At 44.9% G+C, this 14,954-nt stretch carries 13 protein-coding genes and 1 pseudogene; 5 read left to right on the top strand and 9 right to left on the bottom strand.

Features of this window, described 5'->3' with window-relative positions; translation table 11 throughout:
* The 7 genes from L1D15_RS20870 to L1D15_RS20840 all read right to left on the bottom strand — a co-directional run bounded on the left by L1D15_RS20870 (window position 1) and on the right by L1D15_RS20840 (window position 7,183).
* Window positions 1-588 (bottom strand): HD domain-containing protein, encoded by a 588-nt coding sequence (locus tag L1D15_RS20870; protein ID WP_239868489.1) that lies wholly within the window; start codon window positions 586-588, stop codon window positions 1-3.
* A 2-nt stretch (window positions 589-590) separates the two neighbouring features.
* Window positions 591-1,169: a ribosomal protein S5-alanine N-acetyltransferase gene (gene rimJ / locus L1D15_RS20865; RefSeq protein WP_239876906.1), complete on the bottom strand. Its 579-nt coding sequence runs from the start codon at window positions 1,167-1,169 to the stop codon at window positions 591-593.
* On the bottom strand, window positions 1,170-2,714 hold the full coding sequence (gene tyrR, locus L1D15_RS20860; protein WP_239836580.1) for a transcriptional regulator TyrR: 1,545 nt from the start codon (window positions 2,712-2,714) through the stop codon (window positions 1,170-1,172). It lies immediately after the preceding gene.
* A gap of 102 nt (window positions 2,715-2,816) precedes the next feature.
* Window positions 2,817-3,866, bottom strand: coding sequence for a TIGR01620 family protein (locus L1D15_RS20855; protein WP_239876905.1), 1,050 nt, complete (start codon window positions 3,864-3,866; stop codon window positions 2,817-2,819).
* A complete protein-coding gene (locus tag L1D15_RS20850) occupies window positions 3,863-5,239 on the bottom strand; it encodes a YcjX family protein (protein ID WP_239876904.1) in 1,377 nt (458 codons plus the stop codon). Before L1D15_RS20850 ends, L1D15_RS20855 begins: the two co-directional genes overlap by 4 nt.
* A 123-nt stretch (window positions 5,240-5,362) precedes the next feature.
* Window positions 5,363-5,548: a hypothetical protein gene (locus tag L1D15_RS20845; RefSeq protein WP_239868477.1), complete on the bottom strand. Its 186-nt coding sequence runs from the start codon at window positions 5,546-5,548 to the stop codon at window positions 5,363-5,365.
* A gap of 111 nt (window positions 5,549-5,659) precedes the next feature.
* On the bottom strand, window positions 5,660-7,183 hold the full coding sequence (locus L1D15_RS20840; RefSeq protein WP_239836585.1) for a fumarate hydratase: 1,524 nt from the start codon (window positions 7,181-7,183) through the stop codon (window positions 5,660-5,662).
* A gap of 205 nt (window positions 7,184-7,388) precedes the next feature.
* On the opposite strand from L1D15_RS20840, the gene pabB reads away from it, so the two are divergent.
* On the top strand, window positions 7,389-8,756 hold the full coding sequence (pabB, locus tag L1D15_RS20835) for an aminodeoxychorismate synthase component I (protein ID WP_239876903.1): 1,368 nt from the start codon (window positions 7,389-7,391) through the stop codon (window positions 8,754-8,756).
* On the opposite strand, the gene L1D15_RS20830 is transcribed toward pabB, so the two are convergent.
* Together L1D15_RS20830 and L1D15_RS20825 are read right to left on the bottom strand one after the other, a co-directional pair.
* Window positions 8,753-10,447, bottom strand: a complete 1,695-nt coding sequence (locus tag L1D15_RS20830) for an ATP-binding protein (protein WP_239836587.1) — start codon at window positions 10,445-10,447, stop codon at window positions 8,753-8,755. The genes pabB and L1D15_RS20830 overlap by 4 nt on opposite strands.
* A 6-nt stretch (window positions 10,448-10,453) precedes the next feature.
* Window positions 10,454-10,996, bottom strand: coding sequence for a heme NO-binding domain-containing protein (locus L1D15_RS20825; protein WP_239876902.1), 543 nt, complete (start codon window positions 10,994-10,996; stop codon window positions 10,454-10,456).
* A gap of 38 nt (window positions 10,997-11,034) precedes the next feature.
* On the opposite strand from L1D15_RS20825, the gene L1D15_RS20820 reads away from it, so the two are divergent.
* From L1D15_RS20820 to L1D15_RS20805, 4 genes and pseudogenes are all read left to right on the top strand, one after another.
* Window positions 11,035-11,688: a CoA pyrophosphatase gene (locus tag L1D15_RS20820; RefSeq protein ID WP_239868472.1), complete on the top strand. Its 654-nt coding sequence runs from the start codon at window positions 11,035-11,037 to the stop codon at window positions 11,686-11,688.
* 290 nt (window positions 11,689-11,978) lie between these two features.
* Window positions 11,979-13,232: an aromatic amino acid transport family protein gene (locus L1D15_RS20815; protein ID WP_239876901.1), complete on the top strand. Its 1,254-nt coding sequence runs from the start codon at window positions 11,979-11,981 to the stop codon at window positions 13,230-13,232.
* Between the two features lie 94 nt (window positions 13,233-13,326).
* Window positions 13,327-14,688, top strand: a complete 1,362-nt coding sequence (locus L1D15_RS20810; RefSeq protein WP_019276100.1) for an L-serine ammonia-lyase — start codon at window positions 13,327-13,329, stop codon at window positions 14,686-14,688.
* Window positions 14,689-14,811: 123 nt separating this feature from the next.
* Window positions 14,812-14,954, top strand: a pseudogene (locus tag L1D15_RS20805) (IS4 family transposase); the annotation flags it as partial.

Genomic DNA, 14,954 nt, shown 5'->3' with positions numbered 1-14,954 from the left:
TTAAGCTTTGAGCCAGCCTTTTTGGGTGGCTTCTTCAATGATTTTCTGTGCTTTATCCCATAAAGCTTCTGAGCCATATTCTATTTTTCTATTCACTGTCAGCGCCTGTTCACGGGTTACTCCGTGTTCAAGCCAGCTCTGACCATTATTGTGGTAATTAAGCAGCATAGGAATGAGCCTATCCAAAGCTTTACCAAATTTGGCATCTGCCGATTCTGCTCGCTCAAACTCTAGCCAAAGATCAAGCAGTTCTTGTCCTTGCTCTTTTGGTAACATCGCAAACAATCGCTTTGCAGCGGCAAGCTCTTTCTCTTGCTGAACTTGCGATGCCGCAACGTCGTATACAAAAGTATCGCCAGCATCAATTTCCACTATGTCGTGCAATAACAGCATCTTAACGACGCGCGCAATATTCACCGGCTCATTAGCATGTTCTTCCATTAAAATTGCCATCAAAGCAACGTGCCAGCTATGTTCCGCACTGTTTTCAAGACGCCCCTCCGCACTTTTGACTCGAGTACGTCTCAAAACCGATTTCAGTTGATCCAGCTCCATCAATAAAGCCAGTTGTTGCTCTAATCGACTCATGCTCAGCCTTCTTTCCAATCCGGGTTAATCAAAGAGGTTAGGTTATGGTCTTCCCATTTTCCATCAATCAATAGGTAATCCTGCGCAAAACCTTCTCGTTTAAAACCAAGACGGTCAAGCACTGCCTCGCTACGATGGTTGCGCGGCATGTAACCCGCCATAATCCGATGAATATTCTGGATGTTAAACATGTAGTTCACGGCCATCTTCAATGCCCGTGTCATGACTCCTCGACCCTGAGCGCTCTCACCAAGTGAGTAACCAAGATTGCAGGCATGAAAAGGAAAGCGTGAAATATTGCTAAACGACACCGTACCGAGCATTGCTCCTGACTCACTATCAATGATGATGAGGTAATAACCTAAGCCCATACGATGCAGCTCATTGAGCTTAATCAAACGCTGGGTCCAACCTGATTCCGAAAAGAAAGCCTCTTCCCTTCTTGGCTCCCATTGCTTGAGGTGCTCTCGATTGGCAATGAAGTAATCGGAAATTAGCTGACCGTCAGTGGGTTCAGCAGTACGCAGGATAATATCCCCATCCTGCTCAAATACCTGCTGGGGAGTGCTGATTCGTTCCATTTAGTTTTTTCTTATTCCGTATTCACGTAATTTGTTGGCCACTGAAGTGTGAGAAACATTGAGACGCTTCGCTAGCTTCCGACTTGATGGGAAAGACTGATAAAGGCGCTCAAGAACCTGAGATTCATAATCTTTCATTATCTCATCCAGCGATCCATCCAAATTGATTGTGGGCCCGCTGGCCGTTGGGCTTTCAAGCTGAGGAAGGTGGAATAGGTCAATAGTGAGAGTGTCGGAATCCAGCTCTGTCAACGCTCTAAGTACCATATTCTCTAACTGACGCATATTACCTGGCCACTGGTAGTTAACTAACTGATCCACCAAGGTTTCATCAATATCTGGTTTCTTGATACCAAGCTGTTTAACGTATTTCACAACGAACAAGTCCAATAAAGGGCCAATATCATTGGAACGTTCACGCAGAGCTGGGATATTGAGCGTCAAAACGTTAAGACGGTAGAAAAGATCTTCACGGAAAGACTTAGACTCGGCAAGATCCGCAAGGTTATGTCGAGTAGAAGCAATCACTCGCACATCAACATGAATTTCCTGCTCAGCACCGACACGACGGAAAGTACCATCCTGCAATAGGCGTAGTAATTTAATTTGCAGATGCGGGCTCATCTCACCGATTTCATCTAAGAAAACCGTGCCCCCATCAGCTTGCTCAAAAATCCCCTTATGGCCCTGTTCATGATTAAACGAGCCTGGCGCATGACCAAATAATTCCGTTTCTGCCACATCGTCCGGCATAGAGGCACAGCTTAGTACCAAGAAAGGAGAAGCCGCACGATGTGATCGGTTATGACACGCTCTGGCCAGCATCTCTTTACCTGTCCCAGTCTCCCCTTGAATCAATAAAGGCTGGTCAAGCATAGAAAGTTTTTTTGCTTGGCTTATCAGAGCCTTGTGCCGATTTGACACACCTACAAAATGCTCGAACCCCAAATTATTGTGCAGAGGTAATGAGTCTTCTAGGGCGGATTTTTCTTGCGAAGAGCGGATGATCATTACCGTACTGGCGAGAATCGACTCATTCGATTCATCGGTAATATAGACCGGCATGATCTCCATGCTGTAGTCGAGGCCACTAATCACAATGTTTTCGCGTTGGCGAGTAATTTTACCTTCAGCCCATTTAGAAAAGTTAAAGCTCGGCAGTAGAGTGCTTATCTGGTGGCCAATCATTTCCTCTTCTTCACAACTAAACAAGCTCAATGCAGCATGGTTCGCCATGTCAACATTGCCCTTTAAATCAATCGCCAAAACTGGCTCAGGAAGGTTGTTCAATAGAGAAATGAGTTCCGTGTTATGCCTTTCCATAGGCATGAACTGAATCTTGCGTACGTCTCTTACTCCCGAAATTCGACGTATCTCGGCCATGAGTTCACTAAAAGTATCAAAATCAATATCAGGACAGTTCAGGTAGATAATGCCTGTAATGTCGATTTCGATCCCTCGTAAATCAATATTTTTAGAAGCCAGAATATCGAGTAGCTCACGAGTGAGCCCTAATCTGTCTTCACATGTCACTTCTAAACGCACTGATTATATCCCTAGTCTGAGGTGTCAGGAAAAGTTGACAGTAGTTTCCCCTAAGCCTAGATCCTCGTCAAGCAAACCAACATCACTTGCTTCACATTCACACTATTTGATTGTAATGGCGGCGATTTTTTCAACGATCTGCTTTCTTATCGCCCCGAGTTTGACTCTCCTGTCTTGGTGCCACGGAGTTGGTCTCAGCAGCGCCATCGCTTTGATGCCCAATCTTGCTGTCAGTATACCAACGCCCAGCCCCTGACCTGCTCTGGCCGATACTTTTCCAGCAAGATCCATCGACATCAAATCCATACTGGCGTCAACCGCAAGTTCACTGGCACCTGCAGCCGCCATATTGATCAAGGTCGCTTTAAACAACTTTAGTCTCGACCAATAACCCAGCTCGACCCCATACACCCCAGCCACGTTATCTATCATTTTGAAGTTACGCCATGCCACCAGCAACATGTCGGCAATAGCCAGTGGGCTTATTGCCACTAAAGCCGCTGATTCCGTTGCATGCTGAGTGACGATTTTGGTTGCTTTCTTGTCTTGTTCACTCACCACCATCGCATCATACATATCCAGTACTTCGGCATCACTGTGGGAGTCATTAACACTATGTAGCCAACGGTCATAGCTCGGAGATTCAGCCCAGATACCACTTTGCTTAGCGATGTCTTCACAAAACGCTTTACCTTGCCCAACGCTGTTGGCTTCTATCAAGGCTTCACTCTGCTCTTGAATAGAAAAGTGATGACGTAACGTTTTAAGCTTCCACAGCTCCTTACCAATTGCCCCGACTCCTAACGCTGCCAAGGTCGACATAAAACCAGCCCAGCCAAGCGCTAGCCAATCAGAACTTTGAACAGACGTAATAATACTGTCAATTGCTTGCCAACCAACCAAGCCAGAAAACGCCGTAAGTAACCCGCTCGCTAACCATCGACGTCCTGATTTGGGTCGAATCACCTGTTCCAGCTTATCTTCAGCCTCGCTTTGTTTTTCTTCTGAGCTGATTGCCGTTGGTATAAAGGTTTCTTGTTCTTCAAACTGCATTTGGGAGGTCAAGTCTGGGTCGCTCCCCACAGGCTCTTGATCCAATGTTTGAGTGAAGACTTGCTTTTGCTTTAGCTTTGCATTTTGAGAATCGGTCATTTCAGCTTGTCTCCAATCAGGTATTCCAGCGCTTTATCAATACGAATATGGGGCAGAGGATCATCTACCGAGCTAGGGAGTGGCCGGAAAGCAATAAATTCGAATCCTTCGTTTTGCCAGAAACTCTTCTGAGGCAGTTTTTTTGGAACTTCGCCAGGAAAGATTGTAAGTGGTTGTTCATCAAGATTTATGCCCTGAATTGCCGGAACCGATTCAGTACCACGATTGATGAAACCTGTTTTAGTTGCCTGAATAGACGCCATGGAGATACAACTCATTTCGATGTTCTCATAAGACGCCGTTTGCCAAGCGGGATGTACCATCTGCTGCAATAAAGAAACTAGATTTGGATGCTGCTCTGGCGTGACATGATCGGCCTTAGTCGCCGCGAACAATATCTTATCGATTCTCGGGGCAAATAATCTCTTTAACATATTGCTTCTGCCATAGCGGAAGCTGTGCATGATCTGCTCAATTGCATGGCGCATATCATGGAAAGATTCGTAACCGGCGTTCAATGGTTGTAAGCAATCAACTAATACAATTTGACGGTCAAATGTCGAAAAGTGATGCTTGTAAAACGCTTTCACAACCTTTTGCTGATACTCCTGATACCGCGCTTTTAGCATGGCTAAATTGGAGTCTTTGCTGGCTTTGTCCTCTTGTTCGAAACGACAAGGAAAAAACTGCAGCACGGGGGCTCCTTCAAGCTCACCTGGCAAGACAAATCTTCCCGGCTGTACCCAATGCAATCCCCCATTTTTGCAATCATGCAAATACTGGGTATAGCTTTGAGCGATTTGTTCAAGCTGCTTCTCATCCAACTCGCCCGATAGATTGAGTTGGTCAAGTTGGTTTAACCAACCTTGCGCTAATTCTCCGCGTAGGCCTTTAAGCGCAGCAAATTGTGTTTGAGACCATTGATGGAAGTCCATGTCGAGTAATGGAAGATCGAGTAACCACTCACCTGGATAGTCAATAATATCGATGTGCAACGTTGAAGTACTGCCAAACAGTTTTTTCGTTTTACGAGTTGGTCGGTATTTGACCGCAAGACGAATCTCACTTACATCACGTGTCGGTTCAGGCCATTTTGGCCGTTCAGAAAATACGTGTTCCATAGCGTCATCATACGCAAATCGAGGTACCATCATGTTTGCTTGAGGCTCTCGTTTCGCGCCCACTAAGCGCTTATCACGAGCTGCTGCCATTAACGGAAGGTTGTCATGAGTAGAAGTGTGCAGCAGCTGATTGACCAACGAGCTGATAAATGCAGTCTTACCCGCACGTGATAAGCCCGTTACGGCGACTCGCACATGGGAATCAACGCTTCGATTAATAAAATCATTCACTTCCTGAGTAATGCTCTTCATTGACAGTCTCTTTGTTTTGAACACATATCCATCCTAATCATTGTAATCTTAATGAAAGATGAATAAAAAACCTCTGATAATAATCAGAGGCTTAGTTATTTTCAGCGTAGATGGGAGGTACTTTTAGTCATCTTCTATCAACTTGTAGATCACGAATAAAGCTATTTCCAGTAAAACAAACAACGCGCAAGTAATGGTGACGTACTTCTGATCAAATATGCTGATCCCATGCAGAATAAGATCGTAGCCGACAAATACACCGATCACTGCGGCAATAACCAGCTGTAGGATTTGAATAAATCGAGGCATGAATGCTCCTGAGGTTCTCCAACATAAAAAGCAGTATATAAAAAAAGGTGCATTATCTTCTGCACCTTTTATCAAATATTTGCTATGTAATTCAGCTATTTCTCATCAGCCTTAGGCTTGAGATTCCATTTCTTGGATTTTCACTTTCCAAGTATCCGGGCCGATTTGGTGTGCATTGGCACCATTCGAGTCAACCGCAACCGTGACAGGCATATCTTCGACTTCAAACTCGTAAATCGCTTCCATACCTAGGTCTTCAAATGCCACAACGCGTGCTTTTTTGATGGCTTTTGCAACAAGGTAAGCCGCACCACCAACTGCCATCAGATAAACCGCTTTGTGCTTTTTGATCGACTCAACCGTCGCTGGGCCACGCTCAGCTTTACCTATCATGCCCATAATGCCTGTTTCTTCCAGCATCATATCAGTGAACTTATCCATACGGGTGGACGTTGTTGGGCCAGCTGGCCCCACTGCCTCATCACCCACGGCATCGACAGGACCGACGTAGTAGATAAACTTGCCTTTAAAATCGACGCCTTCTGGAAGGCCTTCACCATTTTGCAGCATAGTCTGAATACGCTTGTGCGCGGCATCACGGCCGGTCAGAATTTTTCCTGATAGTAGAACGGTTTCACCCGTTTTCCACTGCTCTACGTCTTGCTGAGTTACTTCGTCCAAGTTCACACGGCGTGTGTTTGCCCCCGCTTCCCAAGTGATATCCGGCCACTCTTCAAGTTTAGGTGGAGTGAGATCCGCAGGGCCTGAGCCATCGAGAGTAAAGTGTACGTGGCGTGTCGCCGCGCAGTTTGGAATCAAGCACACTGGCTTAGAAGCGGCGTGTGTTGGCGCTGTTTTGATCTTCACATCGACCACAGTTGTTAAACCGCCAAGGCCTTGTGCACCGATACCCAGTTTGTTGACACGATTGAAAATATCAAGACGTAACTCTTCTTCAGCGTTTTCTGGACCACGTTCGATCAACTCTTGAATATCAATATGCTCCATCAGAGACTCTTTCGCCAATACCGCTGCTTTCTCGGCCGTCCCGCCAATACCTATACCCAACATTCCCGGTGGGCACCAGCCTGCCCCCATGGTTGGCAGTGTTTTCTCAACCCATTCTGCAACGTCATCAGATGGGTTAAGCATCACCATCTTGGTTTTGTTCTCAGAGCCACCACCTTTTGCAGCAATCTGAATTTCAACTGTATTGCCCGGTACCATATTGATATGAACAACCGCTGGTGTATTGTCCTTGGTATTGATTCGTTTACCTGCTGGGTCAAGCAGAACAGACGCACGTAGCGGGTTGTCTGGATTAGTGTATGCCTGACGGACGCCTTCATCGACCATCTGTTGCACCGTCATATCAGTAGAGTCCCACTGAACTGCCATACCGATATTCACAAAACAAGTGACGATTCCAGTGTCTTGACAGATAGGTCGATGACCTTCTGCCGACATTCGAGAGTTAATAAGAATCTGAGCAATAGCGTCTTTGGCCGCTTGGCTCTCTTCTTTGTGGTAGGCTTCTTCAAGGGCTTGAACAAAGTCTAGAGGGTGATAGTAAGAAATATACTGAAGTGCATCAGCGACACTGCTGATCACATCTTGCTTGCGAATTACCGTCATTGCATGCCTCGTTATAGTTATGCTTCCTTTAACACCGCCGTATAAACGCCAGTTTTATATTCTTGCTTGTCACCACAAGTTTAGAAGACTGACACTATCTTTTTATTATAAAACGTCACTGTAGCGGCGATAGTTGGCAATATGATACTCTTGGTTCTCCTCTCTTGCTATGCAGTGAACGATCTCTTTGTCACAAATTAAACAAATGAATAACAACACACCAAATTGCTTAGAAATCAAACCCATTAATTACCATGCTGAACTTTCAAAGCAGCTTTTCAGCCATATTGAGGACAAGCCATGGGCAATGTTGTTACGTTCTGCATCCGAAAACCACATTGACAGTCGATTCGACATTTTGGTCGCTGATCCGCTGGTGACACTTACCACCTGTAGTGACATCACAAAGATAGTGAATCCTGAAGGACAATTTGAGTCTGACCAAGACCCTTTCATGCTTTTAGAGCAACAGCAGAGTCAATGGCTACCAAACCAAGAATACAAAGGTGAACTACCTTTCATTGGCGGTGTACTAGGGTACTTTGCCTATGATTTAGGCCGCCGAGTTGAAAAGCTGCCACAAATGGCGGAGCACGACCTCTCGACACCCGATATGGCCGTCGGCGTTTATGAATGGGCTGTAGTGATAGATCATAAAGATAAACAAGCATTCGTCGTTGGCGAAAATATCGAGCGCCATTACGATTGGCTTCTATCTCAATCATCTAAACAGTCGCCGCCATTTGCCCTCATCAGTCCTTGGCAGTCAAACATGACAAAACAAGGTTATCAAGCGCGCTTTGAACAAGTCCAAGAGTATTTACGCTCAGGAGACTGCTATCAAATTAACCTCGCCCAGCGCTTTAAGGCAGAGTATTTAGGGAGCGAGTGGCAAGCATATCAAAAACTGGAAGCGTATAATAAAGGACCATTTTCGGCTTTCGTTCGCACTGAACACGGTGCAATTCTTAGCGTCTCACCAGAGCGTTTTTTGCAAGTCCATGATCGCCTCATCGAAACAAAACCAATTAAAGGCACTCGCCCAAGGCATCAAGATGCTGAGTTGGATGCTGCTTCAGCACAAGAACTCGCACTAGCAGAGAAAGATCAAGCAGAAAACCTGATGATTGTCGACTTGTTGAGAAACGATGTAGGTCGAGTGGCGAAACCGGGGTCTGTTCATGTACCAAAACTGTTTGATATTGAAAGCTTTCCCGCAGTGCATCATCTTGTCAGTACAATACGAGCAGAATTAGATACTCAGTATTCACCTGCGGACTTGCTTCGTGCCAGCTTTCCCGGTGGTTCAATCACTGGGGCCCCTAAAGTTCGGGCCATGGAAATTATTGAAGAGTTGGAACCTCATCGGCGCAGTGCCTACTGCGGGAGCATTGGCTACATCAGCCGACATGGAGCCATGGATACTAGTATTACTATTCGTACGCTCATTGCAGAAAACCATCAAATATACGTTTGGGCTGGCGGCGGCTTAGTCGCGGATAGTGGTTGCGATGCGGAGTATCAGGAAACGTTAGACAAACTTTGCCGTATTCTTCCGATATTGGAGAGCTAGGCCCATTTTTCCAACATAAGCTTGAGATCTTTGGCGGTATACGGTTTGGTGAGAATATCATCCATACCACATTGGATGCATTTCTCGCGCTCTTCCAACGTTGTCCCAGCCGTTAAAGCAATAATTGGCAATTTAAATTCTTGCTCGCGCAAGTAGCTGGTCGCTTCAAAGCCGTCCATTTCTGGCATACGACAATCCATAAAGATAAGGTCATAACGGCTTCCTAATGCCGCTTGAATCGCTTCCACACCATTGTTGGCAATGTCAGGCGTGATCGACCATTTTTTCAACATTTGATTGATGATGACTTGATTCATTCTGATATCATCCACTACCAAAATAGATAGGCTTTCAAGTGGCTTAGCGTTGGTATGACTTTCGGCTTTGTTGGGTATTGACTCTTGCTCTGCAACTTTGAGGGGAATAGACACCTTAAACTCGGTACCCACCCCTTTTTGACTAGTAAAGTTAATCTCACCTTCCATTAAATCAATCAGGTTTTTGCAAATAGCTAACCCTAAACCTGTCCCTTCAAAGTGGCGTTTTGCGGTTCTGTCGGCTTGAACAAATGGATCAAAAAGAATCGGCTGCGCAGCCTCAGGGATACCTATTCCGGTATCTTTGACCGATACTTTTAAGCTATTTTCAGACCACAGGACTTCGACAGTTACAGAACCTACTGAGGTAAATTTGATGGCATTACCAATAAGGTTAATCAGAATTTGGCAAATACGGTCAAAGTCACCAATAAGTAGAGCAGGCACTTCTGAGGAGGAGTGAATGGAAAATTGCACCCCTTTTTCTTTCGCCTTATTAACGAACACTCCCTGAAGCATTTCATTGAGATCGACCCAAGCAAACGTCGACGGAATAAGATCCATCATACCCGCGCTCATTTTGCTGAAATCAAGAATGTCGTTAATGATGTGCCTTAAAAAATCACCGGTATGCGAAAGGTTAGTCAACAAAGTGCGTTGCTCGTCATCCAGAGAAGTGTCGGACAGTAATTCAGCACTACCCAGTAATCCATTGAGCGGTGTTCTCAACTCATGATTGATCATCGCAACAAATTCTTTCGTTGATCTCTCTGATTCCTCAGCCCTCGCTCTGGCTTCTTGGTTACTAGTTAACATGATTTGTCGGCTGATGGCACTGCAAAGTAAGTCCGCAACCAGGCGCATCTGACTCACAATGAACTCAGCATCTATATCGTGATCTTTTGTCAGAACAGACAGTTCCCCAACCACTTGATGATCGACTTCTAAGGGCAGTGACACTCTTTCGTCTTCCCAATAGGCATAGGGTTTGATCGCATCGATATGCTCTCGCTGAACACAACCAAAATGACTGTCGTGCACCGTTGATACGACATCTGGAACAATATACAAACCAGATTTGGTCAGCGCGGAGGAAGAGTCTAAGCGCTCAAGAAGACTCGAAAGCAAACCATCATCCAGTGTCCGGCTTAAAAAAGCACGACCAAAGTGAATTAATGTCTCGTTGATTTGCTCTTCAAAAGCCAGCTTGTGTAAGTCTTTATGCGTCTGCCTTTTTAACTGAGTAAGCACCAGTTTCAGGTGTTCATTGGCTTCATAAAGTTCAAGACTTTTCTGTTCCAATAACAGCTCTGCTTGCTTGCGCGCAGCAATCTCTCTGGCAAGTTTCCGCTCTAACGCAGACTGACTACTCATCTACATTTACCCTACGACCGTCACCTTGAACCTAACATCATTGCCACTTTTATTGTTGTTTTCCATGGCTATATTCAATGATTCATCAAAATGCTGGGCACATCCCTCAATTAAACCTAAGCAAACATGGGACATACATCGGGCGCTTTTGTAATCAAATACCATCTCAGTTTCCGTTTCCGAAATGAATTCAAAGCGTGGCGGGTTGGCGTCCTGATAAAGCTTTTTGACCTCAATATGAATATAATCTTCCACTAATCGGATAAATTGCAGCGAGTTTTTGCACCCCTGAAGACTACTTCTCTCGGGTAACGATTGGTAAAGATTTTCAAAAACAGACTGACCAAATACGCGCTGTAATTCCTCCGCAGAAATACCAGTTTGCTTACTCAATTGAACAATCAATGCGACCAAAGCTTTATGGTCGTAACTGCCTACAGCCGTGTAAATTCCATCATCGCCAACATCTGAAAGCAGTTGGTCAAGTGCATCAAGACCAAACTTCTCTTCGACTAAGTCCATAAATTCTGTGAAGATAATTCCTTTCATATATTGAGCTATCCTTGGTATATGATGGTCTTTCAAGCATGAATCATAAAGTTCAGTTTTTCAAATACACATACGGAGCTAACGTGTTGTCAGAACTCAATAAAAACCAATTAATTCAGAAGTTCCAGCTACAACAAACTGTCGACTACCACCATGAAGCGTTAAAGCGAGTTGCGCATATTAACCATGCCTCTTTACGTAAAGCCTCGGTACTTATAGGGTTTGTTGAAAGAGACGACGGCCTGAACATTATTTTCACTAAGCGAGCCAAACACTTAAAGCACCACCCTGGGCAAGTCAGCTTTCCAGGTGGAAAATATGAACACTGGGACAATTCACTAGCTGACACAGCATTGAGAGAGACTTATGAGGAAGTCGGCATTGCACAGCATGAAATCTCCATTTTTGGCCAAATGCCAGAGCTCATCACCATTAGTAAGTTTACAGTGACACCATTTCTTGCTTTTGTGTCCCCCAATTACCAAGCAACTATAGACACCAACGAGGTCGATGAAGTGTTCGAAGTGCCAGCGGAAATTGTCCTTGATAAACGACACTTGCACAGTGAGCGTTTCCAATTCCGGAATCATTCACATCGTGTATTTGGCTTATCCTATGAAAAGCACTTTATTTGGGGTATGACTGCGCAAATTATCCACGCGATGCAGAAGCATATCATGCACCAATATTAATAAATCTTAATATCAACCGACATTCACTCACATTAGTTAAACTATTCATCAATAAAGAAAACGTTTTCTTGCGACATACATAAAACATTATCGCAACAATATTAGTTTTTCTAATCTTAACAATTAGCATAAATCACCAGTAGCACATCATTTTCGTGAGCAAAAACCTGTTTTTGACATATCATATTATCACTCGTATCAATTCATGATTTAGATCTATTTTTCGTGCAAGATTTTTATGCAAAATTGCACCCGACTTATTTCCTGTTCCCAAAAATGAGTATCACAAAATGAATATTACAAATTCGGCGGTTTCAGCCGCACAATCGTCTAGTAAGTTTACTTACAAGGACTTCACTTGGTGTCTATCACTTTTCGGTACTGCTGTAGGTGCTGGTGTACTATTCCTTCCAATCAAAGCAGGTGCTGGCGGCTTTTGGCCATTAGTTATCCTTGCTTTAATCGCCGCTCCAATGACTTGGTTCGCTCACAAATCTCTGGCTCGTTTCGTTCTTTCCGCGAAAAACCCTGAAGCAGATATCACTGATACAGTGGAAGAACATTTCGGTAAAGCTGGCGCAAACCTTATCACTTTTGCTTATTTCTTTGCTATTTACCCTATTGTTCTTATCTATGGTGTAGGTATTACAAACACAGTCGATTCTTTTCTCGTCAACCAAATGGGCATGGAATCCATCCCTCGCTGGTTGCTGTCTGGTGCACTGATTGCAGCAATGACTGCAGGCGTTGTATTCGGTAAAGAACTGATGTTGAAAGCGACATCTGCGATGGTATACCCACTGGTATTCATCCTTCTTGCTCTGTCTTTCTACCTGATTCCTGACTGGAACAGCTCAATGGTTGAAGTCGCACCGGACTGGTCTGCAATGCCTTCTATCGTTTGGCTAGCCATCCCAATCATCGTTTTCTCTTTCAATCACAGCCCAATCATCTCTCAGTTCTCTAAAGAGCAACGTCGTGTATATGGTGAAAATGCTGTTCAGAAAACAGATGCTATCACCGGCGGCGCAGCTATGATGCTGATGGGCTTTGTGATGTTCTTTGTATTCTCTGTTGTGTTGTCTCTATCTCCAGAGCAGCTAGCAATGGCGCAAGAACAAAACATCTCTGTACTGTCTTACCTAGCAAACGTTCATGAGTCACCACTGATCTCTTACATGGGCCCACTAGTAGCATTCGCGGCAATTACATCTAGCTACTTTGGTCACTTCCTAGGAGCGCATGAAGGTCTTGTTGGTCTAATCAAATCTCGCTCTGAAGCACCGAAGAGCAAGATTGAAAAAGCTTCTCTACTATTCATCGTTATCACCACTTGGATTGTGGCTATTGTTAACCCAAGCATCCTTGGCATGATCGAAACCATGGGCGCGCCAATGATTGCGGCCATCTTATTCTTAATGCCTGTATTCGCAATGCAGAAAGTCCCAGCAATGGCGAAGTACAAAACTTCTGCACCTGTACAGATTTTCACAACTATCTGTGGTCTTGCGGCAATTAGTTCTGTAATCTACGGAGCACTTTAATCACACTAGTGAATTAAGTGGTTAAACAAAAAATATAACGATAATAATAAGCCTCCCGCTCCCCCTTGGGAGGCTTTATTTTGAGGAAATCGATATGATTAGTGTTTTTGACATCTATAAAATCGGTGTTGGTCCTTCAAGTTCGCACACTGTAGGCCCAATGAAGGCGGGCAAAGAGTTTATTGATGATTTACGTTCAATGGGAAAATTGCGCGACATCACTAAAATCACCGTTGACGTTTATGGATCGCTATCACTGACAGGGAAAGGTCACCACACAGATATCGCTATCATCATGGGTCTTGCAGGCAATACTCCTGAGAAAGTCGATATCGACTCTATTCCGGGCTTTATCGCTCGTGTAGAGGAAACGGAGCGCCTACCTGTTGGCATGCACTGTCACACAGTATCGTTCCCGAAAGATGGCGGTATGAACTTCCATACTACTAACCTTGAGTTGCACGAAAATGGTATGCAGATCCACGCTTGGATCGACAACGAGAAAGTGTACTCAAAAACCTATTACTCAATCGGTGGTGGTTTCATCGTTGACGAAGAAAACTTCGGCAAAGAAGAAGAAAACCCGATTAAAGCACCTTACGAATTCACAACCGCTGAAGAGTTGGTAAACCAGTGTAAAGAAAGCGGCCTCTCCATCAGTACACTAGTGATGAAGAACCAGGCCGCACTGCACTCTGAAGAAGAGTCTCGCACTTACTTTGCTAACATCTGGAAAACCATGCGTGAGTGTATGGATCGCGGTATGAACACAGAAGGCATTCTGCCTGGTCCACTGCGCGTGCCTCGTCGTGCTGCGGCTCTTCGTCAGCAGTTGATGACTTCTGAGAAAACGACGAACGACCCAATGGCTGTTGTAGACTGGGTCAACATGTTTGCTTTCGCCGTCAATGAAGAAAACGCAGCAGGTGGCCGTGTGGTTACGGCTCCAACGAACGGTGCATGTGGCATTATCCCAGCGGTATTGGCTTACTATGACAAGTTTATCCAAACCGTCACTGAGAAAGATTACATCCGCTACTTCGCCGCTTCTGGCGCGATTGGTGGCCTTTACAAGCGTAACGCGTCAATTTCAGGTGCGGAAGTTGGCTGTCAGGGTGAAGTTGGCGTTGCTTGTTCTATGGCTGCAGCAGGTCTTGCTGAGCTTATGGGTGGTAGCCCTGAGCAAGTCTGTATGGCTGCTGAAATCGCGATGGAGCACAACCTAGGCCTCACATGTGACCCTGTCGCAGGTCAGGTGCAGGTTCCATGTATCGAGCGTAACGGTATTGCCGCCGTGAAATCGATCAACTCCTCTCGTATGGCTCTACGCCGTTCATCGGCTCCGACTGTATCTCTGGATAAGGTTATCGAAACCATGCTAGAAACAGGTAAAGACATGAACGCAAAATACCGCGAAACGTCTCAGGGTGGTTTAGCCGTTAAAGTTATTTGCTAATTTGCCTCTTTATCCAATTTCAAAGCCCGGTATTTCACCGCAATGTAGATCAGATAAGGATCGGTTGACCGATCCTTCTGATGAGAGACAATCGGAAATCTGTTTATAGGTTTCCGATTTTTTATGTCTATTCAACACTTCTTTGCCGACTTCCTTGAAGAAAACCCTGTTGATGTTGCCCARCTCACCACCTTTTCTGAACACATTCCCGATGCGTGGGTAGCTAAAGCAGCCTCACTGTCCGATAAAGCGACTATCCGTCGACG

It is taken from the genome of Vibrio sp. Isolate25, assembly GCF_022398025.1.
Classification (GTDB): Bacteria; Pseudomonadota; Gammaproteobacteria; order Enterobacterales; family Vibrionaceae; genus Vibrio; species Vibrio coralliilyticus_A.
The sequence above is the reverse complement of the archived record's forward strand: the minus strand, read 5'-3'. Positions and strand labels throughout refer to the sequence as shown.